Origin of the sequence: Curtobacterium salicis (assembly GCF_011759505.1) — a bacterium.
Classification (GTDB): domain Bacteria; phylum Actinomycetota; class Actinomycetes; order Actinomycetales; family Microbacteriaceae; genus Curtobacterium; species Curtobacterium salicis.
Map to the genome: position 1 here is coordinate 422401 of NZ_JAAOYO010000001.1, position 21686 is coordinate 444086.

At 71.5% G+C, this 21686-nt stretch carries 23 protein-coding genes; 19 read left to right on the plus strand and 4 right to left on the minus strand.

What is annotated here, in order from left to right; translation table 11 throughout:
• The first annotated feature begins 10 nt into the window (after nt 1-10).
• Nucleotides 11-1513, plus strand: a complete 1503-nt coding sequence (gene lnt / locus E9228_RS01980) for an apolipoprotein N-acyltransferase (protein ID WP_166778919.1) — start codon at nt 11-13, stop codon at nt 1511-1513.
• Between the two features lie 121 nt (nt 1514-1634).
• Nucleotides 1635-1985, plus strand: a complete 351-nt coding sequence (locus E9228_RS01985; RefSeq protein WP_111073696.1) for an RNA polymerase-binding protein RbpA — start codon at nt 1635-1637, stop codon at nt 1983-1985.
• 66 nt (nt 1986-2051) lie between these two features.
• Here the strand turns inward: E9228_RS01985 and E9228_RS01990 are convergent, their stop codons facing one another.
• Nucleotides 2052-3215 carry an SPFH domain-containing protein gene (locus E9228_RS01990; protein WP_166778920.1) on the minus strand — a complete coding sequence of 388 codons (1164 nt, stop codon included), beginning with the start codon at nt 3213-3215 and terminating at the stop codon, nt 2052-2054.
• Nucleotides 3212-3685, minus strand: coding sequence for an NfeD family protein (locus tag E9228_RS01995; protein ID WP_341849731.1), 474 nt, complete (start codon nt 3683-3685; stop codon nt 3212-3214). The genes E9228_RS01990 and E9228_RS01995 overlap by 4 nt, the downstream gene beginning before the upstream one ends.
• Nucleotides 3686-3875: 190 nt before the next feature.
• Here E9228_RS01995 and E9228_RS02000 point away from each other — a divergent pair, with 190 nt between their 5' ends.
• From E9228_RS02000 to E9228_RS02010, 3 genes are all read left to right on the plus strand, one after another.
• Nucleotides 3876-4637: an SDR family oxidoreductase gene (locus E9228_RS02000; RefSeq protein WP_166778921.1), complete on the plus strand. Its 762-nt coding sequence runs from the start codon at nt 3876-3878 to the stop codon at nt 4635-4637.
• 5 nt (nt 4638-4642) lie between these two features.
• Nucleotides 4643-5095, plus strand: coding sequence for an NUDIX domain-containing protein (locus E9228_RS02005; protein ID WP_166778922.1), 453 nt, complete (start codon nt 4643-4645; stop codon nt 5093-5095).
• Nucleotides 5096-5255: 160 nt separating this feature from the next.
• Nucleotides 5256-5417, plus strand: coding sequence for a hypothetical protein (locus E9228_RS02010; RefSeq protein WP_166778923.1), 162 nt, complete (start codon nt 5256-5258; stop codon nt 5415-5417).
• Nucleotides 5418-5470: 53 nt separating this feature from the next.
• On the opposite strand, the gene E9228_RS02015 is transcribed toward E9228_RS02010, so the two are convergent.
• Nucleotides 5471-5890, minus strand: coding sequence for an arsenate reductase ArsC (locus E9228_RS02015; RefSeq protein ID WP_166778924.1), 420 nt, complete (start codon nt 5888-5890; stop codon nt 5471-5473).
• Nucleotides 5887-6387 carry a GNAT family N-acetyltransferase gene (locus tag E9228_RS02020; RefSeq protein ID WP_166778925.1) on the minus strand — a complete coding sequence of 167 codons (501 nt, stop codon included), beginning with the start codon at nt 6385-6387 and terminating at the stop codon, nt 5887-5889. The genes E9228_RS02015 and E9228_RS02020 overlap by 4 nt, the downstream gene beginning before the upstream one ends.
• Before the next feature lie 152 nt (nt 6388-6539).
• Between E9228_RS02020 and E9228_RS02025 the strand changes: the two genes are divergently transcribed.
• From E9228_RS02025 to E9228_RS02090, 14 genes are all read left to right on the plus strand, one after another.
• Nucleotides 6540-8081 carry an ABC transporter substrate-binding protein gene (locus E9228_RS02025; RefSeq protein WP_166778926.1) on the plus strand — a complete coding sequence of 514 codons (1542 nt, stop codon included), beginning with the start codon at nt 6540-6542 and terminating at the stop codon, nt 8079-8081.
• A 56-nt stretch (nt 8082-8137) separates the two neighbouring features.
• The gene (locus E9228_RS02030; protein WP_166778927.1) at nt 8138-9097 is read left to right on the plus strand and encodes an ABC transporter permease; all 960 of its coding nucleotides are present in this window, start codon (nt 8138-8140) and stop codon (nt 9095-9097) included.
• Entirely contained in the window at nt 9094-9978 is an 885-nt protein-coding gene (locus E9228_RS02035; protein ID WP_166778928.1) for an ABC transporter permease, read from the plus strand. Before E9228_RS02030 ends, E9228_RS02035 begins: the two co-directional genes overlap by 4 nt.
• Before the next feature lie 49 nt (nt 9979-10027).
• Nucleotides 10028-11041 carry an ABC transporter ATP-binding protein gene (locus E9228_RS02040; RefSeq protein WP_208385445.1) on the plus strand — a complete coding sequence of 338 codons (1014 nt, stop codon included), beginning with the start codon at nt 10028-10030 and terminating at the stop codon, nt 11039-11041.
• Nucleotides 11038-12291 (plus strand): oligopeptide/dipeptide ABC transporter ATP-binding protein, encoded by a 1254-nt coding sequence (locus E9228_RS02045; protein WP_166778930.1) that lies wholly within the window; start codon nt 11038-11040, stop codon nt 12289-12291. The genes E9228_RS02040 and E9228_RS02045 overlap by 4 nt, the downstream gene beginning before the upstream one ends.
• Entirely contained in the window at nt 12288-13121 is an 834-nt protein-coding gene (locus E9228_RS02050; protein ID WP_166778931.1) for a M55 family metallopeptidase, read from the plus strand. The genes E9228_RS02045 and E9228_RS02050 overlap by 4 nt, the downstream gene beginning before the upstream one ends.
• Nucleotides 13121-14068: an isoaspartyl peptidase/L-asparaginase family protein gene (locus E9228_RS02055; RefSeq protein ID WP_166778932.1), complete on the plus strand. Its 948-nt coding sequence runs from the start codon at nt 13121-13123 to the stop codon at nt 14066-14068. The genes E9228_RS02050 and E9228_RS02055 overlap by 1 nt, the downstream gene beginning before the upstream one ends.
• Nucleotides 14069-14197: 129 nt before the next feature.
• Entirely contained in the window at nt 14198-15142 is a 945-nt protein-coding gene (locus tag E9228_RS02060) for a MurR/RpiR family transcriptional regulator (protein WP_166778933.1), read from the plus strand.
• Nucleotides 15139-15864, plus strand: a complete 726-nt coding sequence (locus E9228_RS02065; protein WP_166778934.1) for an SDR family NAD(P)-dependent oxidoreductase — start codon at nt 15139-15141, stop codon at nt 15862-15864. Before E9228_RS02060 ends, E9228_RS02065 begins: the two co-directional genes overlap by 4 nt.
• Before the next feature lie 81 nt (nt 15865-15945).
• Nucleotides 15946-17649, plus strand: coding sequence for a DUF885 domain-containing protein (locus E9228_RS02070; protein WP_166778935.1), 1704 nt, complete (start codon nt 15946-15948; stop codon nt 17647-17649).
• A 38-nt stretch (nt 17650-17687) separates the two neighbouring features.
• A complete protein-coding gene (locus E9228_RS02075) occupies nt 17688-18668 on the plus strand; it encodes a 2-dehydropantoate 2-reductase N-terminal domain-containing protein (protein ID WP_166778936.1) in 981 nt (326 codons plus the stop codon).
• A gap of 25 nt (nt 18669-18693) precedes the next feature.
• Nucleotides 18694-19740, plus strand: coding sequence for a zinc-binding dehydrogenase (locus E9228_RS02080; protein WP_166778937.1), 1047 nt, complete (start codon nt 18694-18696; stop codon nt 19738-19740).
• A gap of 329 nt (nt 19741-20069) precedes the next feature.
• Entirely contained in the window at nt 20070-20651 is a 582-nt protein-coding gene (locus E9228_RS02085) for a sigma-70 family RNA polymerase sigma factor (protein WP_166778938.1), read from the plus strand.
• Nucleotides 20648-21631, plus strand: coding sequence for a CU044_5270 family protein (locus E9228_RS02090; protein WP_166778939.1), 984 nt, complete (start codon nt 20648-20650; stop codon nt 21629-21631). The genes E9228_RS02085 and E9228_RS02090 overlap by 4 nt, the downstream gene beginning before the upstream one ends.
• Nucleotides 21632-21686 lie beyond the last annotated feature (55 nt).

Here is a 21686-nt window from a genome sequence, read left to right on the forward strand (position 1 = left end):
CTCGTCGTCGGTGTTCGCCGCGCTCCCGCTCGGTCAGGCGGTGCCGCTCTCGGTGATCGGCGGACTGCTCTTCGCCCTGTCGTTCCCGTCGCCCGGCTGGTGGTTCCTGGCGTACCCCGCGGTGGCCTGCCTGCTGCTCGCGGCGATGGGGCAGCGCGCCCGTCGCGCGGCATGGCTCGGGCTGCTCGCCGGCGCCGTCTTCTGGGTGCCCGCGATCTCGTGGGCGGGCCGCTACCTGGGCCCGGTGCCGTGGTTCGCGCTGGCGTTGCTCGAGGCGGCGCTCTTCGCCCTCGGCACGGTGGCGATCGCCCTGGCGTACCGCTGGGTCGCGCCGGTGGTGCCTTCGACCGCCGGACGGGTGTGGGGCCTCCCGGCCGTGGTGTCCGCCCTCTGGACCGGACGCGAGTGGTTCTCCGGCAGCTGGCCGTACGGCGGCTTCGCCTGGGGACGTGTCGGGCTGTCGCAGTCGGAGGGGCCCTTCACCCACCTCGCTGCGTACGTCGGCGTGCTCGGGCTGAGCTTCGTCGTCGTGTACTGCGTCGCCGTGGTGGTCTCGCTCGGGCTGGTCGGCGGTGTCCGGCTGCCGATGCGCATCGCGATGGCGGGGCTCCTCGTTGCCGCGGTCCTGGCCGTTCCGGGGTGGCCGACCGCCGTCCACGGCACGGTCCGCATCGAGTCGGTGCAGGGCAACGGTCCGGCCGGGTACTTCGACCGTGCTCAGCCGGGCGACGTGCTGCGGTCGCAGGTCGCCGCGACCGACGTCGACGCGCGTGGCGTCGACCTGGTCGTCTGGCCGGAGGCGGCCGCCGAGTACGACCCGCGGCGTGAGCAGGTCATCGCCGGGGCGCTCGACGCGGTGGTGCAGAGCGTCGGCGCACCGCTCGTCGCCGGAGCCGTGACGCAGACCTCGACGGGTGTGCTCCACAACACCTCGTTCGTCTGGGACGCGGACGGCTGGCAGGCGTCCTACGACAAGAAGCGCCCGGTGCCGTTCGGCGAGTACGTGCCGGACCGGTGGCTGTACTCGAAGCTCGCGCCCTCGCTGATCGGCCTGCTGCAGCGCGACTACACCCCGGGGACCAAGCCGAACGTGCTGCCGGTCGCGGGCATCCGGGCCGGGGTGATGATCTGCTTCGACGTCGTCGACGACGGGCTCACCGCCGACCTGGCACGCGGGGGCGCGCAGGTGATCCTCGCGCAGACGAACAACGCGGACTTCGACGGCACCGACGAGAACCTGCAGCAGCTCGAGATCGCCCGGATGCGGGCCGTCGAGACCGGACGCTCACTCGTCAACATCTCGACCGTCGGCGCGTCGCAGGTCATCGACCCGGACGGCCACACCATCGACCGGGTGCCCGCGTACACGGCGACGTCGATGGTGACGGATGTGCCGCTCGGCACCTCGACGACCCCCGCCACCGTGGCCTCCGGCGACGTCACGCTGGTGCTGTCGCTCGGCGGACTGCTCGTGCTCCTGGCCTGCGCTCCCTGGCGGCGCCGACACCGCTGATCCCGTCCGACAGGTGCCCGTCGGATCCCGCGCACTGGGAAGGGACTGTGAATGCAGCCCCACCGGAACGAAACCCGGGTGGTGTGGGTTGGACCGGGGGAACGAGCGAGAGGAGTCGGACATGGCTGATCGGAGTCTCCGAGGCATGCGGCTCGGGAGCCAGAGCCTCCAGAGCGAGGACGGTGTCGAGCTCTCCGAGCGAAAGCGCGCCGTCTACCAGGCGGCATCGGGTGAGACCTTCGACGTGGTGTTCTCCGCCGACGCCGAGGTCCCGCAGGTGTGGTCGGACCCACGGAGCGGTTGGGAAGGGCGTCTGCTCGGCGAGGACGGCAAGCCCGTCGAGATCGCCGCCGAGGACGTCAAGGCACCGCGCACCCACTGGGACATGCTGCTCGAGCGGCGCTCCCGCGAGGAGCTCGAGGAACTGCTGGAGGAACGTCTCCAGGTCCTCCGGGCCCGCCGCGGCGCGTAGCCGCACCGGAACAGACGAGAACGGCCCGCTCCCTGTCAGGGGAGCGGGCCGTTCGCGTGTCACGTGTCAGTCGCGCGCCGGGCCCGACCCGAACGCGGCGTCGGCTTCGCGGTCGGCGGCCGACAGACGCTGGTCCATGCTGCGGTCCGACTGCGCCAGGCGCTCGTCGAGCTCCGACGGCGGCACGATGTCCGCGACCGAGGCGTCGGCCGCGGGGGAGCCGGAGCGCCCGGCGCCGTCCCGCGCCTGCGTGTTCGCCAGGCTCTCGTCGGCGAGCTTGGAGATGCGGGACAGGAAGTCCGACCCCGCCGCTCCGCCGGCCGCCGAGCCACCGGAACCGGTCCGCTGGGCGCTGAAGCCCTTCGCGATGCCGGACAGCGCCTCGGTGAACTCGCTCGGGATCATCCAGAGCTTGTTCGAGTTGCCCTCGGCGATCTTCGGGAGCATCTGCAGGTACTGGTACGACAGCAGCTTCTCGTCCGGGTCGCCCTGGTGGATGGCGTCGAAGACCGTGGCGATGGCCTGGGCTTCACCTTCGGCGCGGAGGACCTGGGCCTTCGCGTCGCCCTCGGCGCCGAGGATGGCGGCCTGTCGCTGGCCCTCGGCCTCGAGGATCTGCGACTGCTTCGTGCCCTCGGCCTGCAGGATCGCGGCACGACGGTTCCGCTCGGCGCGCAGCTGCTGCTCCATCGCGTCGACGATCGACACGGGCGGCTCGATGGCCTTGAGCTCGACGCGGCCGACGCGGATGCCCCACTTGCCGGTCGCCTCGTCGAGGACGACACGGAGCTGGCCGTTGATGTTGTCGCGACTCGTCAGGGCTTCTTCGAGGTTCAGGCCACCGACGACGTTGCGGAGCGTGGTCGTCGTGAGCTGCTCGACGGCGCCGAGGTAGTTCGCGATCTCGTAGGTGGCGGCGCGCGCGTCGGTCACCTGGAAGTACACGACCGTGTCGATCGAGACGACCAGGTTGTCCTCGGTGATCACGGGCTGCGGCGGGAACGAGACGACCTGCTCGCGCATGTCGATGAGCGGACGGAGCCGGTCGATGAACGGCACCAGCAGGTTCAAGCCCGGGTTGAGGGTCTTGTGGTACTTCCCGAGCCGCTCGACCACGCCGGCCGTGGCCTGGGGGACGATGCGGATGGCCTTCGCGAGGACCGTGATGACGAAGATCACGATGACCACGATCAGGACGATGAGCACGATCGTCCCGGTGGAGAGCGTCATTGGGCTGCCTTCTGTTCGATGCTGACGACGGCGGTGGAGCCTTCGATGGACTCGACGACCACGCGTGTGCCGAGCGGCGGCGTGCGGTCGACGGCGCCGGCGGCGAACCGGGCGCTCCAGGTCTCACCGTTGGCCAGGCGGACCTGACCGGGGGCGGAGGGCGTGAACGCGAGGGCGACCGTGCCGGGCATCCCGACCAGGCCCTCGACGCCGGTGCGGTGCGGGTCGGCACCGCGGTTCAGCGCCTGCAGCACGCGGGGACGGACGACGGCGAGCAGCAGCAGTGCGAGCACCGCGGCGATGATCGCGCTGAGCCACCACGGGGCGCCGAGCAGTGCGGCGACCAGCCCGCCGGCGGCTCCGGCCGCGAGCATGAGGAAGACGAAGTCGAGCGTGAAGACCTCGACCACCCCCAACACGAGCACCAGGGCGATCCACACGATCACCTGGGTCCAATCCGAGACGTTCACGCGATCTCCCTCCCTTGCATCGCGCACGGCCTCCGCAGCATCGCGATGTCCGGTCCTGTTGCGTCCAACGTATCAGCGACCACTGACCGGCCGGTGGTGCTGACCGGCCGGCGGCGGGCGCGCGCTTGCTAGGCTCGATGCCGCCCGGGACGACCAGGACCGGCGCCGCCCCACGACAGGAGACAGCACTGTGAGCAGCCCCCTCGCCCCCGGATCCCTCGACGGCACGCGCGCCCTCGTCACCGGCTCCTCCCGCGGCATCGGTGCGGACACCGTCGGGTACCTGGCCGAGGCCGGCGCGAAGGTCGTCGTCAACTACCGCAACAAGGCTCGTCGCGCCGAGCAGATCGTCGAGAAGGTCGTCGCCGCCGGGGGAGCGGCTCTGGCGCTGCAGGCCGACCTCACCGACCACGAGTCGGTGCAGGCCATGGTCGACGCGGTCGTCGCCGAGTGGGGTGGCATCGACCTGCTCGTCCTCAACGCCTCCGGTGGCATGGAGTCGGGCATGGGCGAGGACTACGCGCTCCGCCTGAACCGTGACGCCCAGGTCGACATGCTGCAGACCGCGGTGCCGCACATGCCGTCGGGCTCCCGCGTCGTCTTCGTCACGAGCCACCAGGCCCACTTCGTCGACACCGCCGAGACCATGCCCGAGTACCTCCCGGTCGCGAAGAGCAAGCGCGCCGGCGAACTCGCCCTCCGTGAGCTCCTGCCCCAGCTCGAGGCGGCGGGCATCGAGTTCGTCACCGTCTCCGGCGACATGATCGAGGGCACCATCACCGCGACCCTGCTGAACCGCCTCAACCCGGGCGCGATCGAGGGCCGTCGGGACGCCGTCGGCAAGCTCTACTCCGTGTCGGAGTTCGCGGCCGAGATCGCCCTCGCCGCCGTCGAGCCGATCCCCGCCGACCACACCAAGCTCGTCGGCGACGTCAGCTCCTTCACGGCCTGACGGACGTGACCGCCGCTCCCGGCCTGCGCCGGACCTCCCGGATCCTGCTGCTCGACCCCGACGGCCGCGTGTTCCTGATGGACACGAAGGCCCCGTCGTCCGACGGCGCACACCGCTGGATCACGCCCGGTGGCGGTGTCGACCCGGGGGAGTCGCACCGGGACGCCGCGATCCGGGAGCTCCGCGAGGAGACCGGCATCGTGATCGACGAACCCGGCGAACCGGTCTGGTCGTGGGACTTCACCGTCGAGTGGGACCAGGCCGACCACGACCGGGGGCACGCCGAGTTCTACGTCGTGCGGACGCCCGGCTTCGCGCTGTCGGACGCCGAGTGGACCGACGACGAGCGGGTCGACATCCTCGCCTCGCGGTGGTGGACGGCGGACGAACTCGACGGCACCGACGAGCCGTTCGAGCCGGCGGAACTGCCGGACCTGGTGCGGCGCTACCGCGACTGACCGCCGGGCCCCATCGCCGGGCCGCACCCCCGGGCCCCACCGCCGGGTCGGGAGGCACGGTGCCCGGCCGCCACGCGCCTCCCGTCCGGCCGCCGGCCGCCACGATGCGAGTGAGCGCTCCCTGCGAGCGGCGGCCCGCCACGGGCGTACCGTCCCGACCATGACGTACAGCCAGCCGGATCCGGCAGAAGAGACCACGCAGGCAGAGCCCGAGCAGCCCGACACGGAGCAGTCCACCGTCGGCGAGCAGGGCGAGGAGCACGCAGCCCTCGAGATCGACAGCGCGGACGTCCCGACGACGTCCGACGACGCGTCGAACTGACGCGCGGCCCCGTCAGCGGGGCGCACACCACGCCGGACGCCTGGTGACGGGACTCACACGAGTGTCGACACCAGGCGTTCGACGCGTCCGCGGACGTCGTCGCGGATGGGACGGACGTCCTCGAGCGGCAAGCCGGCGGGATCGGTGAGTTCCCAGTCCTCGTAGCGCTTGCCGGGGAACACGGGACAGGCGTCGCCGCACCCCATCGTCACGACGACGTCGGCGTGCCGGACGGCGTCGGTGGTGAGGACGGCGGGGGTCTGGCCGACGATGTCGATGCCCACCTCGTGCATGGCGGCCACCGCGACCTGGTTCACCTGGTCGGCGGGCTCGGAGCCGGCGGAGAACACGTCGACGCGGTCACCGGCGATCGCGCGGAGGAAGCCGGCTGCCATCTGCGAGCGGCCGGCGTTGTGCACGCAGACGAAGAGCACGGCGGGGCGGCGAGCGGGCTGGACTGGTGCGTCGGTCATGGGTCCATCGTGCCCGACAGGCGGCGCGTGAGACGCACGTACTCCGGGTGCTCGGGATCGGGGCCGGACCGGGTGAAGCCGACCGCCGCGTAGGCCCGGAGCGCCGGTTCGTTCCCGGGCACCACGAACAGGGCGAGTTCGTCGAGGCCGAGTGCCCGCGCCTCGGCCATCGCGAGCCGGACGAGCGCGGCGGACCGGCCCCGGCCGCGGAGGCTCGGGGCCAGGACGATGCGCGCCAGCCGCCCCGTGGTCTGCGTGACCCGGACGACGGCGACGTGGCCGAGCACCGTGGCGTCGTCGCCGTGTGCGACGAGCGTGAACGGCACCCGTTCGGGCCCTCCGGACGCGGTGACCAGGTCTGCCGCCCGGTACGGCCAGGGCGCCCCCGTGCCGGCGACGGCGAGCGCATCCGCGTGTCCCCGGAACCAGGAGACGACGGACGTGGCGTCCTCCGACCGGAACGGCCGCAGGACGAGGTCGAGGTCATCGTTCGTCATCGTCTTCCAAACGTAACAAAACAGAAAACAAGTTGCCCTACTGTAATCATCAGTACAGCACCACTCGCTCCACCTCCCCGAGACGGACAACGCATCCCACGCGGTGCACAGAGGCGAAGAGGCATTCGATGAGACAACGGAATCGAGCGGCCGTGGCCGCGGTGACAGCGGCAGCAGCCCTGGTCCTCGCGGGCTGCAGCGCCGGCGGCTCGGCGGACACCGGCACCGCCGCCGGTGGACACCCGAAGGGCGGTGTCCTGACGATGGCGCGGTCCGCCGACATCATCTCGATGGACAACACCACGACCTTCGACAACAACTCCATCCACGTGATGCAGCAGATCATGGAGCCGCTGTTCAACGTGAGCGCGGACGGCAAGGAGCTCGAGCCGTGGCTGGCGACGAGCTACGACGCGTCGGAGGACGGCAAGCAGTACACGATCCACCTCCGCAAGGGCGTCGAGTTCTCCAACGGGGACCCGATGACCGCGAAGGACGTCGTCTTCTCCATCAACGCCGACAGCGCCACCGGCGCCTCGGGCTGGGGGTACATCAACGCGGCGATCGACAAGGTCAGCGCCGTCGACGACGAGACCGTCCGGATCGACCTGAAGTACGCGTGGGCGCCGCTGATCGCCGACCTGTCGCTCTTCAGCAACGCGATCGTCCCGGCGGACTACGCGGGGGAGTCGAAGAAGGAGTTCTACACCCACCCCGTCGGCACCGGGCCCTTCGTCTGGGACTCGTGGAAGAAGGGCCAGTCGCTCAGCCTCACCGCGAACGACGACTACTGGCAGAAGGGCAAGCCGTACCTCGACGGCGTCAAGTGGACCGTCGTCCCGGACGCCAACACCCGCAAGCTCCAGGTGCAGGGTGGTCAGGTCGACATCGACGACACCCCGGACTGGTCGAGCCTGTCGTCGCTGAAGTCGGCGGCCGGTGTGCAGGCCGACACGTTCAAGTCGACGCAGATCGACTACGTGGCGTTCAACCAGCAGCGCAAGCCGTTCGACGACGTCCACGTGCGCCGCGCGATCGCCTTCGCCCTCGACCGCAAGGCGATGGTCAAGGCCGTGCTGTTCGGCAACGGCACGACGGCGAACTCACTGCTGTCGCCCGGCACCCCGTACTACGACGCGAAGGCCGAGGGGCCGACGTACGACGTCGAGCAGGCGAAGGCCGAGCTGGCGAAGTCGTCCAAGCCGAACGGGTTCACGACGACGCTGCTCATCCGGTCGGGTGACCCGAACCAGACCTCCATCGCGCAGATCATGCAGTCCGAGCTCAAGGAGATCGGGATCACGATGCAGATCAAGCAGCTCGACCCGACGGCGAACAAGGAAGCCCGGTTGGCCGGCGACTTCGACATGGCGTGGTCCGCCTGGACGATGGACATCCCGGACCCCGACGAGTGGACCTCCTTCGCGGTCGACCCCGAGGGCGGGTCGAACTCGGCCTTCACGCACTACGACAACCCGGACGTCATCGCGATCAACAAGAAGGCCCAGCAGGAGACGGAACCGGCCAAGCGGCAGGAACTGTACTCCGAGCTGCAGCAGAAGACCGGTGACGACGCCTTCCTGGCGTACCTGTACTACTCGCCCTACGTGTTCGCGACCACCGACAAGGTGAACGACTTCCACGTGACGCCCCTCGGCAACTACCAGCTCGAGGACGTCTCCAAGGCGAAGTGACTCCCGGTGGGGTCCGACTCCGGTCCGACCCCACCGCCCCTCTCGGAAAGGCAGTCATGCTCCACCGGCTCCGGTTCATCCCCGGACGGCTTCTGCAGGCCGTCCCGGTCGCGTTCGGCGTGACCATCATCGTGTTCTTCCTCTCCCACCTGCTGCCGGGCAACGCGGCCCTCGCGCTCCTCGGCGAACGGGCGACGAAGGCCAGCGTCGCGGCGCTGACCGAACAGCTCGGCCTGGACCGGCCGCTGTGGGAGCAGTACTTCCGGTTCCTCGGGCAGATCGTGCACGGCAACCTCGGCACGAGCCTCACCTACCAGCTCCCGGTCGGGCAGCTCGTGCTGCAGGCCGTACCGGTCACCCTGTCGCTCCTCGGCCTCGCGCTCGTGATGGCGCTCGTGATCAGCATCCCGCTCGCCTCCCTGGCGGCGAGCCGACCGAACCGCGCCGGCGACCTGTTCGCCCGCGGGTTCACCCTGCTCGGCCAGGGCATGCCGCAGTTCTGGGTCGGCATCATGCTGATCCTGCTGCTCGCCGTGAACGTGCGGGCCTTCCCCGTCGGTGGGTACGGCGACGGTGCCGGCGCCCACCTGTACTTCCTGTTCCTGCCGGCGCTGACGCTGGCCATCGCGATGTCCCCGACGATCATCAGGAGCCTCCGGGCGTCGATGATCGGGGTGCTCGAGTCCGAGTACGTCGGCACGGCGAAGTCGAAGGGCGCCGCCGGCCTGCCGCTGTTCCGCGACCACGTGCTCCGGAACGCGGCGATCCCGACGGTGTCGATCATCGGCGTGAACCTCGGCTACCTGGTCGGCGGATCGCTCGTGATCGAGAAGGTGTTCGCGCTGCCGGGCCTCGGCTCGCTCATGGTGAACGCGATCTTCGCCCGCGACTTCCCGACGATCCAGGGCGTCACCCTGTTCGTCGCGATCTTCGTCGTCGTGGTCGGGATCCTGACCGACGTCGTCTACACGATGCTCGACCCGCGGGTCGACCTGGCCGGAGGCACCACCCCATGACCACCCCCACCGCCGCGCTCGTGGGCGTCAAGCAGCGCCGTCGTGCGTCGCGCTCCCGGTCGCTCCGCGCCTGGTACCGCAACGGCTCCCTGATGGCGGGCATCGTCATCGTCGGCCTGCTGGTGCTCGTCGCCGTGCTGGCCCCGGTGATCGCGCCGTACGACCCGATCGCCCAGCACCTCGAGCAGGCCCTCGAGTCCCCGAGCGCTGCGCACTGGCTCGGCACCGACAAGTACGGACGCGACGTGCTCTCCCGCCTCATCTGGGGTGCCCGCGTCGACCTCCGCGTCGGCTTCCTCGCGGTCCTCATCCCGTTCGTCGTCGGCAGCGTCATCGGGGCGATCGCCGGGTACGTCGGCGGCATCGTCGACACGATCCTGATGCGCATCGTCGACGTCTTCTTCGCCTTCCCGTTCTACGTCATGGTCATCGTGCTGGTCTTCGTCCTCGGCGCGGGGGAGACGAGCATCTACCTGGCGATCGCGGCGGTGTCATGGGTGTCCTACGCCAAGATCGTCCGCGGCGAGGTCATCGTCGCCCGCCAGCAGGACTACGTCGTGGCCGCCCGGCTCGGTGGCATGTCCCACACCCGGCTGCTCGTCCGGCACATCGCCCCGAACGTGATGAGCCAGGCGGTGATCTACGCGATGAGCGACATCGTGATGGACATCATGGCGATCGTCACGCTCGGCTACCTCGGCCTCGGCATCGAACCGCCGACGGCCGAGTGGGGCTCGATGATCGTCGACGGCCAGGAGTTCATCACCACCCAGTGGCAGCAGACCACGATCCCCGGGCTGGTCGTCGTCGTCACGAGCCTCGGCCTGTCCTGGCTCGGCGACGGCATCAGCGACCTGCTGAGCCCGGACCGGAGGCGCTGACATGCCGAACACGAGCACCGACACCAGCGTCCAGTCGGAAGGACCGCGCATGACCGCCCCCCTGCTCGAGGTCGAGGCCCTGACGATCGGCATCCGCCGTCGTGGCCGCGACGACGTGCGCATCGTCGAGGACCTGTCCTTCGCGATCCAGCCCGGCGAGCGCTTCGGCATCGTCGGGGAGTCCGGCTCCGGGAAGTCCCTGACGCTCCGCGCGATCGCCGGGCTGCTGCCGAAGGGCGTCGAGGTGCTCTCCGGCACGATCCGGTACCGCGGCGAGGACCTCGGCGGCATGTCCGCCGCCGCCCGTCGGAAGCTGATGGGCCCGCAGATCGCGATGGTGTTCCAGGAGCCGATGACGGCGCTGAACCCCGTCGTCCGGGTCGGTGAGCAGATCGCCGAGGGGCCGCGGCGACACCTCGGGCTCTCCCGCGCGGCCGCCGCGGAGCTGGCCGTCGAGATGATGCGCCGCACCGGCATCCCCGACCCCGCCCGTCGCGCCCGGGCGTACCCGCACGAGCTCTCCGGTGGGCTCCGGCAGCGCATCATGATCGCGATGGCGCTCTCGTGCTCCCCGCGGCTGCTGCTCTGCGACGAGCCGACGACCGCGCTCGACGTCACGGTGCAGCACCAGGTGCTCCAGCTCGTCGAGGAACTCTGCGACGAGACCGGCACCGCGCTGGCGTTCGTCACCCACGACCTCGCCGTGGTGAACCAGACGTGCACCGAGCTCGCCGTGATGTACTCCGGGCACCGCGTCGAGGCCGGCCCCGTGAAGGACGTCTTCCGTGACCCCCGACACCCGTACACCCGCGGGCTGCTCGAATCGGCGCCGGACTTCGACGACCCCGACCGGGTGCTCGTGCCGATCCCGGGCTTCCCGCCGAACGTCGCGCAGCGGCCGGACGGGTGCCCGTTCGCACCGCGCTGCCGGTTCGCGATCGAGGCGTGCACGACGGCGATGCCCGCGCAGGAGGACGTCGGGCCCGGCCGCACCGCGGCCTGCATCCGCACGCACGAGATCGGTTCCGCCGCCCCCGGCGAGCCCGTGGAGGTCCTGGCATGAACACGAGCACAGGCACCGGCACCGGCACCGGCACGAGCACCGCTCCCGTCCTCCGCGCTGAGGCCGTCACCAAGCGCTACCAGCTGCCCGTGACCGTCATCGACCGGATGCGCCGGTCCGCTCCCACCGCCCTGACCGCGCTCGACGGCATCGACCTGGAACTCCGCCGCGGCGAGGTCCTCGCCCTGGTGGGGGAGTCCGGCTCCGGCAAGTCGACCCTGGCGAAGATCCTGGTCGGCAGCGTCACCGCCACCACGGGGACCCTCGACGCGGACGGCGAGCGCGTGCCGGTGCACCGTGACAAGGACGCCTCGCGGCGGATCCAGATGGTGTTCCAGGACCCGTACTCGTCCCTGAACCCGCGGATCTCGGTCGGCTCGATGCTGCGGGAGCTCCTGCTGCTGCACCGCATCGTGCCCCGGGCCGAGGTCCGTGCGGAGAGCATCCGGATCCTCAACCTCGTGGGCCTCGAGGAGGACGCGCTCGACGCCTACCCCAGCCAGTTCTCCGGCGGCCAGCGGCAGCGCATCGCGATCGCCCGGGCCATCGCCGTCCGCCCCGACGTGCTCATCGCCGACGAGCCCGTGTCGGCGCTCGACGTGTCGGTGCAGGCCACGATCCTCGAGCTCTTCGCCCGGCTGCAGCGCGAGCTCGGCCTGAGCATCCTGTTCGTCGCGCACAACCTGGCCGTCGTGCAGCACCTCAGTCAGCGGGTCGCCGTGATGTACCTCGGGCGGATCGTCGAGGTCGCCGACACCGACGAGCTGTTCCGGAACCCGCGGCACCCGTACACCCGTGCGCTCATCGACTCCATCCCGCGGATGGGCGCCGAGAGCGTCACCGACCGGCTCGCCCTGCAGGGCGACCCGCCGAGCCCGTTCGACATCCCGACCGGTTGCCGGTTCCACCCGCGCTGCCCCTACGCGATCGACGCCTGCCGCACGACCGACCCCGCGCTCGCGCCCGTCCCGCTAGTGCTCGGCACCCGGCCGGGAGGCACGTCCGCGGTCTCGACGTCGGCTGCCGGTGCCGACTCGGCGGACGCCCACGTCGCCGCCTGCATCCGCTCGGCGGAGCTCGGGGACGTGGACCCGCTCCACGAACCCGCGATCGAACCCGACGACCCAGCACTCACCCGTCCCGACGTGCTCCTCGACCCCGAACGGGTCGTCGAGTCCGACCTCGACGGGGTCGCACCAGCCGCACCGGCCGCCTCGGCCGCGCACCACCAGGAGGAACCGTCCGCATGAAGATCTGGATCTCGTACGACATGGAAGGCGTCGCCGGCATCGTCGACTGGGACCAGTGCCGCCCGGGCAGCGACGGCTACGCCCAGGGGTGCGCACTGCTCCTCGACGAGGTGAACGCCGCGATCGAGGGCGCCGTCGCCGGCGGTGCCACCGAGGTGCTGCTCAACGACTCGCACAGCCGGATGTCGAACCTGGACCCGCGTGCGGTCGTGCACCCGGACAAGGTGCGGTTCATCACCGGCCGCCACAAGCCGATGTACATGATGCAGGGCCTCGACTCGTCGGTCGACGGGGCGTTCCTGGTCGGCTACCACGGCTCGATCTCGGGGGCTCCCTCGGTCCTGTCGCACACGTACAACCCCGAGGTGTTCACCGGCGCCCGCGTGAACGGCACCTGGGTGGGGGAGAGCGGCATCAACGCCCTCGTCACGTCCCACCACGGCGTGCCGATCGCCCTGGTCACCGGCGACGAGGTCACCTGGGACGAGACCGAGCCCTTCGCACCGGACGCCGAGCACGTCGTCACGAAGACCTCGATCACCCGGGCCAGCGCGGACGCCCTGCATCCGACCGAGTCCTGCCGTCGGATCCGTGCGGCTGCACAGACCGCCGTGGAGCGCATCCCGCAGATGCGCGACCGGTCGATCGACGCACCGGCCACGCTCGAGCTCGACGTCGCCACCGCCGACATGGCCGACGTCGCGACCTGGGTGGGCGGCGTCGACCGGACGGCCACCAGGACGATCGCGATCAGCGGGGACGACCTGCTCTCGGTGTTCACCCGCTTCGTCGCCGTCAACTACATCACCCGCCAGGCCGGAGGACGCTGATGCCCGAGGAGTCGATCGCACCGCCGCGGGACACCGTTCTGTTCGACGTGCCAGCCGTCCGTGGCTGGTCGCTCGCCCTGCACGGCGGCGCCGGCGGACGCATCCAGGAGCTCGCCACCGAGGAGCGCGAGCGGTTCGAGGCGGGCCTGACCCGCGCCTACCGGGCCGGTGAAGCGGTCCTCGACCAGGACGGCACCGCGCTCGACGCGGTCTGCGCGACCGTCGAGCAGCTCGAGGACGACCCGCTGTTCAACGCGGGGCGGGGCGCCGCCCTGACGACCGACGGCGAGGTGGAACTGGACGCGGCCGTGATGGACGGCCGGACCGGTCTGGCGGGGGCGATCGCAGCCTCCCGGCATGCCCGCAACCCCGTGTACCTGGCGCGCGCCGTCATGGAACGGTCCGCCCACCTGCTCCTGGTCCACCCGACCCGCGCGCTCGTCGAGTCCTGGGGACTCACGACCGCGGAGCAGGACTACTTCGTGACCGAGGCGCGGCAGGCGCAGCTCGCCCGCATCCTGGCGGACCGGCTCGTGGCACCCCGCCACGGGACCGTCGGGGCGGTCGCCCGCGACCGGACCGGCTCCATCGCGGCGGCGACGTCGACCGGTGGCATGGCGAACCAGGAGGACGGCCGCGTCGGCGACTCGCCGATCATCGGTGCCGGCACCTACGCGCTCGACGGGTTCGCCGCGATCTCGTGCACCGGCGAGGGCGAGGCGTTCATCCGCGGGGTCGTGTCGTACGACATCGTCGCGCGGATGCGGTACGGGGGCAGCGCGCTGCCCGACGCCGTGGCCGCGACCATCCAGGAGGAGCTGACCGAGGAGCACGCCAGCGGCGGGCTCGTCGCGGTCGGTGCGGACGGCCGGGTCGTCGTGGCATACAACTCGCCGACGATGTTCGCGGCGTTCGACGACGGCAGCGGGCTGGTGCTGCGGACCTGACGCGGTCGGGCGCCGGACCGGGCACTGGCCCGGCCGCGCCTGCGCCGGACCGGGCACTCGCCCGGCCGCGCCTGCCAGGCTCGTCAGCACGAGCACCACGACCACCACCGACGACGAGGAGGAGCTGGGATGCCCATCAACGACGAGGTCTTCGCCCGCATGGACGAGCTGAGCCCGGCGGAGCGCAAGGTCGCCCGAGCACTCCTGGCCGCCTGGCCCGCCGCCGGGATGGAGAGTGCCGCGAGTCTCGCCCGCACCGCGGGCACGAGCACGCCCACCGTACTGCGACTGGCGAGCCGGCTCGGGTTCGGCAGCTGGCCGGAGTTCCAGGCCCGGGTGCGCGACGAGATCGCCGACCACCTCAACAGCCCGCTCCGCCGCTCGCAGGAGGGCATCGCGCACGGGGACGGCGGGACCCTCGGCCGGGCCATCGCGGACCGCGTCGCGCTCGTCGAGTCGCTCGGCACGAGCGTCCCGCCGAGCGAGTTCGACCGGGCGATCGCGGTCCTCGCGGACCGTCCGAAGCAGGTCGCGCTCCTCGGCGGCTACTTCAGCCGGTACTTCGCGATGGTGCTGGCGGCGCAGCTCGACCAGATCCTGCCGAACGTCGACTTCGTCGCCGAGCCCCTCGGCCACGACGTCGGCCGGTTCCTGCAGCTCGGCAGGGGCGGGGTCGTCGTCGTGATGGACTTCCGCCGGCATGAGCTCGTCGCGCAGCAGGCCGCGGCCGCGGCGAAACGCCAGGGCGCGACCGTGCTGCTCATCACCGACACCTCGTTGTCGCCCGTGGTCGAGAGCGCCGACATCGTGCTCCCGGTCACCGTGGACGGCATCCCCTTCGACTCCATGACGCCGCTGCTGGTCCTCATCGAAGCGCTCGTCGAAGGCGTCCTCCGGGCCGCTGGCAGCCGTGGCCTGGAGCGGATGCGCCAGTGGGAGGAATCCGTCCGGATCACCCGCGCCTCCCGGTCGGCCGCCGCCGAGGGCGACGTCCCCGCCGAGTCGGGACCCCGCGAAGTGGGTGCCGGCAACGTCGACGCGCTCACCCTGCCGAGCACCGAGGACGCGCGGTGAGCGCCGGAGGGGCCGGGAGGCTCGGGGAACGTCTCGACGGTCGGGTCGCGGTGGTCACGGGTGCAGCCCAGGGCATCGGCTCGGCGATCGCCGACCGGCTCGCCGCCGACGGCGCGGTGGTGCACCGGGTCGACCGCGACGAGGTCGACCTCAGCGACACGGCGGCCACCGACGCCTGGTTCGCCGCCCTCGGGCCCGTCGACGTCCTCGTGAACGTCGCCGGGGGTGTCGTCGGGCAGACGCACACGCCGATCGACGAGCTCACCGACGAGGCCTGGGACGCCGTCCTGCACGCCAACCTCACCACCACGCGGAACTGCACCCGCGCGGCCGTGCGCAGCATGAAGCCGCGCGGGTGGGGCCGGATCGTGATGATCGCCTCCGGTGCCGGGCGCAGCGTCAGCCTCACCGGGATCCAGGCGTACACCGCGGCCAAGGCGGCGCAGATCGGCTTCACCCGGCAGATGGCGCACGAGCTCGGCCAGCACGGCATCACCGCGAACTGCATCGCCCCGGGCTTCGTGCTCTCGAACCCGACGACGCGGGCGCAGTGGGACTCCTACGGCCCCGAGGGGCAGCGTGCCCTGGTCGAGCGGATCGCGGTGCGCCGGACCGGCGCCGCCGAGGACATCGCCCGCGCGGTGTCGTTCTTCGTCGCGCCGGACGCCGGCTGGGTGAGCGGGCAGACGCTCTCCGTCGACGGCGGCCACTCGCTGTTCTGAACCCGCTCCGCTGTTCGACCCGTTCGTGATCGTCCCCGATCCTGCTCCTGTTCGCCCCTGCTCCTGTCCTCTGGAGGACCCTTGACCACCGACACGGCCACCCGACTGCACGCCCTCGGCGAGCGGTACTTCGTCGCGCAGCACACGTACGACCCGTACAACGCGACCCTGCTCGGGATCACGGAGTTCGACCACCTGCCGGGCGACCCGTCGCTCACAGCCAGTGAGCGTGCAGCTGCCGAGCTCGACACGGTGGCGCAGGAGGCCGCAGCGCTGCCGGGGGAGGACCTCGACGAGGCCGGGCGCATCGACCGGGACGTCCTCGTCGCCCTGGCCCGGGGAGCTGCCGACGACGCCCGCTACGCGCTCTGGGCCGCGAACGCCTCGGCGAAGGGCTACGTCAGCCGCCAGGGACTCGTGTTCCAGGCCGTGCCCGCCATGACCGTCCCGGACACCGCCGCCGCCGAACGGTACTCGGCACGGCTCGCCGGGCTCGGCGCGATGTTCGTCGCGCTGGGGGAGCGGTACGCCGACGAGGCCGCCGGCGGCCGGGTCCCGACGCGGATGGGCGTACTGCACGCCGTGGAGCAGCTCGAGGGCTACCTGGCGCTGCCGCTCGCGGAGGACCCGTTGCTGGAACCCGCCCACACGTCGAAGGTGGCGGAGGCGTCGTCGCTGGTCGCGCAGTCGGAGGACCTCGTCGCGCAGTCCGTCCGCCCCGGGATGGCCGCACTCGCCGAGGCACTGCGCGCACTGCTGCCGGTGGCCCGTGACGACGAGCACGTCGGCATCAGCGAGGTGCCCGGCGGTTCCGAGGGCTACGTCGCCGCGGTCGCCCGGCACACCACGACCGACCTGACCCCGGACGAGGTGCACCGGATCGGGCTCGAGGAGCTCGAGGGCATCCGCGCCGAGGCCGCCGAGATCGGGGACCGGCTGTTCGGGCTGCGGGACTTCACCGCCATCGCCACACGGCTCCGCGACGACCCGGCGCTCCGGTTCCGCTCGAGCGACGAGATCATGGCCGTGGCGCACGACGCCCTCGCCCGCGCAGAGGCCGTGCGCGACCAGTACTTCCCCGCCGACGACATCACCGACTGCGCGATCGAACCGATCAACGAGGTCGACGCCGCGTCGAGCGCGCTCGGGTTCTACCGTCCGCCCGCCGTCGACGGCAGCCGCCCTGGCACCTTCTGCATCAACGCCAGCGCGCCCGAGACGCACTACCGCTACGAGTACGAGGCCCTGACGTTCCACGAGTCGGTCCCCGGCCACCACATGCAGCTCGCGATGGCGCAGCGGCTGGACATCCCGCGCTACCGACGCCACCTCGACGTCGAGGCCTGCAGCTTCAACGAGGGATGGGGGCTGTACTCCGAGCAGTTCGCGGACGACGCCGGCCTGTACTCCGACGACCTCTCGCGGCTCGGCATGCTCTCGATGCGGGCCGTCCGGGCCTGCCGGCTGGTCGTCGACACCGGCATGCACGCGTTCGGCTGGTCCCGGGAACGGGCGGTGCAGTTCATGCTCGACAACACCGCGACGACGGACGAGCACGTCCGGAGCGAGGTCGACCGCTACATCGCCTGGCCCGGACAGGCGCTGGCCTACATGATCGGCCGACGCGAGATGCTCCGGCTCCGCACCGGCGCGCGGGAGGCCCTCGGCGACGCGTTCTCGATCCGCGACTTCCACGCGACCGTGCTCGGCAACGGCGCGGTCCCGCTCACCGTCCTGGCCGACGCCGTGACCCGCTGGCAGCAGCACGCCACCGCCGCCGTCTGATCCGCACCACCCCCGTCCGTACGACCCTGGAGGACCCCGTGGACATCACGATCATCGGCGCCGGCGCGATCGGCGGCACCATCGGCGCACACATGGCGCGCGCCGGGCACGGCGTGCTGCTGTGCGACGCGGACGCCGACCACGTCGCCGCGATCAACGCCCACGGGCTGCACATCGAGGGGCCCGTCGAGGACTTCACGGTCCGCGTGGACGCCGTCACGCCGGAGGAGCTGCCCTCGCGGGTCGGTGCCGGCGGGGTCGGTGCAGCGGTCGTCGCGGTGAAGAGCCTGCACACCGCGTCCGCCGCCCGGGTGCTCGCCGAGGTGCTCGCACCGGACGGGTACGTGCTCACCACCCAGAACGGGCTGACCGCCGACACCCTGTCCGCGATCGTCGGCGCCGAGCGCGTGGTGTCGAGCTTCATCAACGTCGGCGCCGACTACCTCGAACCCGGGCGGATCCTGCAGGGCAACATCGCCGCGTTCCGGATCGGCGAGCTCGCCGGGGGAGCGATCACCCCACGTGTCGGTCTGCTCGCTGACGCGATGCCGTACGCGCTGCCGACGGAGAACGTCCTCGGGTACCTGTGGGGCAAGGAGGCGTACGGCGCGATGCTCTGGGCCGGTGCCGTCTCGGACCTGACCATCGCCGACTCGCTCTCGCTGCCCGAGTACCGCGAGCTGATGATCGCCGTCGCGCAGGAGGCCATCGACCAGGCACCCGTCCAGGTCGAGTCCTTCGACGGCTTCGTTCCCGACGACCTGCCCGGCTCCCTCGGCCGCCTCGCCGCGTTCAACCGCCGCAGCGCCAAGGCCCGGTCCGGGATCTGGCGCGACCTCATGGTCCGCAAGCGCAAGACCGAGGTGGACGAGGTGCACAAGGACATCCAGGGGCCGGTGTTCGACCGCATCGTCGCGATGGTCCACGACATCGAGGAGGGTCGGCGCACGTGCGAGACCGCCAACCTCGACGAACTCGCCGCCTTCGTCCGCGACCTCCCCGTCACCACATCCCACTGACCGTCCGTCCGGACAGGAGCCCACCATGCGCGCAGCCGTCTACCAGGCCGCCGGCCACGTCACCGTCGAAGACGTCCCCGACGCCCGCCTGCACGAGTCCACCGACGCCGTGGTCCGGGTCGTCCGGTCCTGCGTCTGCGGGTCCGACCTCTGGTCCTGGCGCGGTGTCGTCCAGCGCCAGCCGGGGTCCCGTCTCGGTCACGAGTTCATCGGCATCGTCGACGAGGTCGGCGATGACGTCCGCACGGTCGCGGTGGGTGACCTCGTCGTGGCGCCGTTCCAGTGGTCCGACGGCACCTGCCCGGCCTGCCTGGACGGCATCCACACGCGGTGCGAGCACGGCGGGACCTTCGGTGCGCCGGGGACCGACGGGGGACAGGGGGAGGCGGTCCGGGTCCCGCTCGCCGACGGCACACTCGTGGTCGTGCCCGGAGGCGCGGACGGCGTCGACGACGGCCGGCTCGCGTCGCTGCTGGCCCTCACCGACGTCGCGGGTACCGGGCTGCACGGCGCCGTCCTGGCCGACGTGACGGAAGGGTCGACCGTCGCGGTGATCGGCGACGGCGCCGTGGGTCTCGCCGCGGTGCTCGGCGCCCGCTCCGTCCTCGGAGCAGAACGAGTGATCCTCATGAGCCGCCACGAGGACCGAGCCGCCCTGGGGCGCGCGTACGGCGCGACGGACGTCGTCTCCGTCCGCGGCGACGAGGCCGTCGCGACCGTGCGTGCGATGACCGGGGGACTCGGCGTGCGTCACGTCGTCGAGGCCGTCGGGACGCCCGAGTCCTGGTCGACAGCGATCGGCATGGCGCGGGTCGGCGGGACGATCGGCGCCGTCGGGGTGCCGCACACCAGCCCGCAGCTCGGGATCTTCCAGCCCTTCGTGCAGCACCTGACACTGCGGTTCGGTGTCGCGCCGGTGCGGCGGTACCTGCCGGACCTCGTCGCGCGGACGATGGCGGGCACGTACGACGCGGGCGACGTGTTCGACCTGACGCTGCCGCTGGCAGACGTCGCCGAGGGCTACCGCGCGATGGACGAACGACGCAGCATCAAGGCCATGCTGGCGGGCTGACGTCCCCGGCGGGTTGACGTTGCCCGCGGGCCCAGCGCGGGCGGTCCGGATGACCGCCGGACACCAGAAGCCCGTCGGCACCATGGGATGCCGCGGTTCCGGCGGGCTCCTGTTGTTGCGCGCAGCCGGTCTACACAGCGGTCCGGGCTCCTGATCAGTGCGCCGATAATGCATATTATGTCAGTTTGGTGGATCTGAGCGTGGTGACCCACCACCTCGACGGGCCCCGCGCTCCCCTCGTCGTCGCTGTGGCACGATCATGCGACGAGGCAGCGGGACGGATCTGTCACACGGACGCGGTCGGCGACACCTCATGATCGGAGGTGGTCGTGACCAGACCGAGGGGGCCGGGCGAGATCCCGGACACAGAACTCATCACGTCGATCGGACGCGGTGACGCCGAGGCGTACACCGAGATGCTCGACCGACACAGCCGCGCGGTGTTCCGCTACGCCTGGGGGCTCGCCGACCAACGGTCGGACGTCGATGACATCGTGCAGGAGACGTTCCTCGTCGCCTGGCGGCGTCGGAAGGACATCCGGATCGTCGGGTCGAGCGCACTCCCCTGGCTGCTCACCAGCGCCCGGAACATCGCGATGAACACGAACCGTCAACGCCGGTCGCACCGCATCGACGAGATCGACGAACACACCGGCGCATCCGACGCGTGGTACCGACAGGTCGAGCACGACGAGGCTGCACAGCAGCTGCGGTGGGTGCAGAACGAGATCGCCGCTCTCGACTCCCCCGACCGGGAACTCTGCGAGCTCTGCCTCCTGCAGGACCGGACCTACGACGAGGCCGCCGCCATGCTCGGCCTCTCCCCCGTCAACGCGCGCAAGCGCATCCAACGATCCCGCGCCCGGCTCCGGACGAACCGCGCAGCGCAGGGGATGGAGAACATCTCATGATCACCATGCCGCCGCCCGAGGGTGCTGCCCTCGATGCCGCCATCACGCCGATCCGCCGAGCGGTCCTGGAGCAGACCGTCGCCCGGCGCCGGAACCGTTCGCGCTGGACCTTCGGCGCGCTGGGGACCGTCGCCGCCGTGACGGTCACGGCCACCGTGCTCGTGGTCGGGAACGTCACCGGGGCCTCGGACTCGGTGCCGATCGTGGGCTCCGAGCCGCAGGCCGCGACCGCCGCCGAGGTGCTGCAGCGTGCCGCTGACGTCACGATCCGGACGAGCGACCCCGTCGTCGCTCCCGGCCAGTTCCGCAAGGTGGAGGTGCAGGAGGCCAGCCAGGCCTTCTTCACCGAGGACATGTCCGCGCTCGTGCCCTACTCGATCACGGTGTACCAGCCAGCTGACCCGTCGGCCGAGTGGACCCTCGTGCGCGACTCCGGGCAGCCGACTGAGTACTTCCCGGTGGAGAGGGCAGCCGAGGCGGAGTCGGCCTGGAAGCGTGACCCGCAGGGGTACCCGGTGGAGACCCTGCATGCGGCCGGCGGCGCCTTCTACGGCACGCCGTGGACCCCGGCCGAGCTCGCCGAGATGCCCCGCGACCCGACGGCGCTCTACGGGTGGGTGTCCGACCACGCGACCGGTTCGGCCAGCCACGAGGAGGCGATGACCACCCTGATCACCGACGACCTGGGCACCGGGATGGTCCCGGCCGACCTCCGGAGCGCGATGTACCAGGTGCTCGCGAAGATCCCGGGCACGACGATCACGCACGACACGGTGACGCTCGACGGGCGCAAGGGCATCGGCATCGGCCGTGACGAGCCGGCGCGACAAGGCGAGCACTCGGAGATCGTGATCGACCCGCAGTCCGGGGACTTCATCGGCACCCGCACGCTCGTCGGGTCCGGCAACCCGACGCTGCCCGAGGGCACGGTGTTCGACTCGACGGCCGTGACGACGACGGTGGTCGACAGCGCCCCCTGAGGGGGCACCGGAGCGCGACCAGCGAACCGGCCGGGAGGCCCGTGGCGACCCCGCC

Excerpts from the sequence above, each read along its gene's own strand:
- E9228_RS01985 (WP_111073696.1), top strand. The coding sequence starts at position 1,635 with ATGGCTGATCGGAGTCTCCGAGGCATGCGGCTCGGGAGCCAGAGCCTC.
- E9228_RS01990 (WP_166778920.1), bottom strand. The coding sequence starts at position 3,215 with ATGACGCTCTCCACCGGGACGATCGTGCTCATCGTCCTGATCGTGGTC.
- E9228_RS02010 (WP_166778923.1), top strand. The coding sequence starts at position 5,256 with ATGACGTACAGCCAGCCGGATCCGGCAGAAGAGACCACGCAGGCAGAG.
- E9228_RS02015 (WP_166778924.1), bottom strand. The coding sequence starts at position 5,890 with ATGACCGACGCACCAGTCCAGCCCGCTCGCCGCCCCGCCGTGCTCTTC.
- E9228_RS02020 (WP_166778925.1), bottom strand. The coding sequence starts at position 6,387 with ATGACGAACGATGACCTCGACCTCGTCCTGCGGCCGTTCCGGTCGGAG.
- E9228_RS02030 (WP_166778927.1), top strand. The coding sequence starts at position 8,138 with ATGCTCCACCGGCTCCGGTTCATCCCCGGACGGCTTCTGCAGGCCGTC.
- E9228_RS02035 (WP_166778928.1), top strand. The coding sequence starts at position 9,094 with ATGACCACCCCCACCGCCGCGCTCGTGGGCGTCAAGCAGCGCCGTCGT.
- E9228_RS02040 (WP_208385445.1), top strand. The coding sequence starts at position 10,028 with ATGACCGCCCCCCTGCTCGAGGTCGAGGCCCTGACGATCGGCATCCGC.
- E9228_RS02045 (WP_166778930.1), top strand. The coding sequence starts at position 11,038 with ATGAACACGAGCACAGGCACCGGCACCGGCACCGGCACGAGCACCGCT.
- E9228_RS02050 (WP_166778931.1), top strand. The coding sequence starts at position 12,288 with ATGAAGATCTGGATCTCGTACGACATGGAAGGCGTCGCCGGCATCGTC.
- E9228_RS02055 (WP_166778932.1), top strand. The coding sequence starts at position 13,121 with ATGCCCGAGGAGTCGATCGCACCGCCGCGGGACACCGTTCTGTTCGAC.
- E9228_RS02060 (WP_166778933.1), top strand. The coding sequence starts at position 14,198 with ATGCCCATCAACGACGAGGTCTTCGCCCGCATGGACGAGCTGAGCCCG.
- E9228_RS02080 (WP_166778937.1), top strand. The coding sequence starts at position 18,694 with ATGCGCGCAGCCGTCTACCAGGCCGCCGGCCACGTCACCGTCGAAGAC.
- E9228_RS02090 (WP_166778939.1), top strand. The coding sequence starts at position 20,648 with ATGATCACCATGCCGCCGCCCGAGGGTGCTGCCCTCGATGCCGCCATC.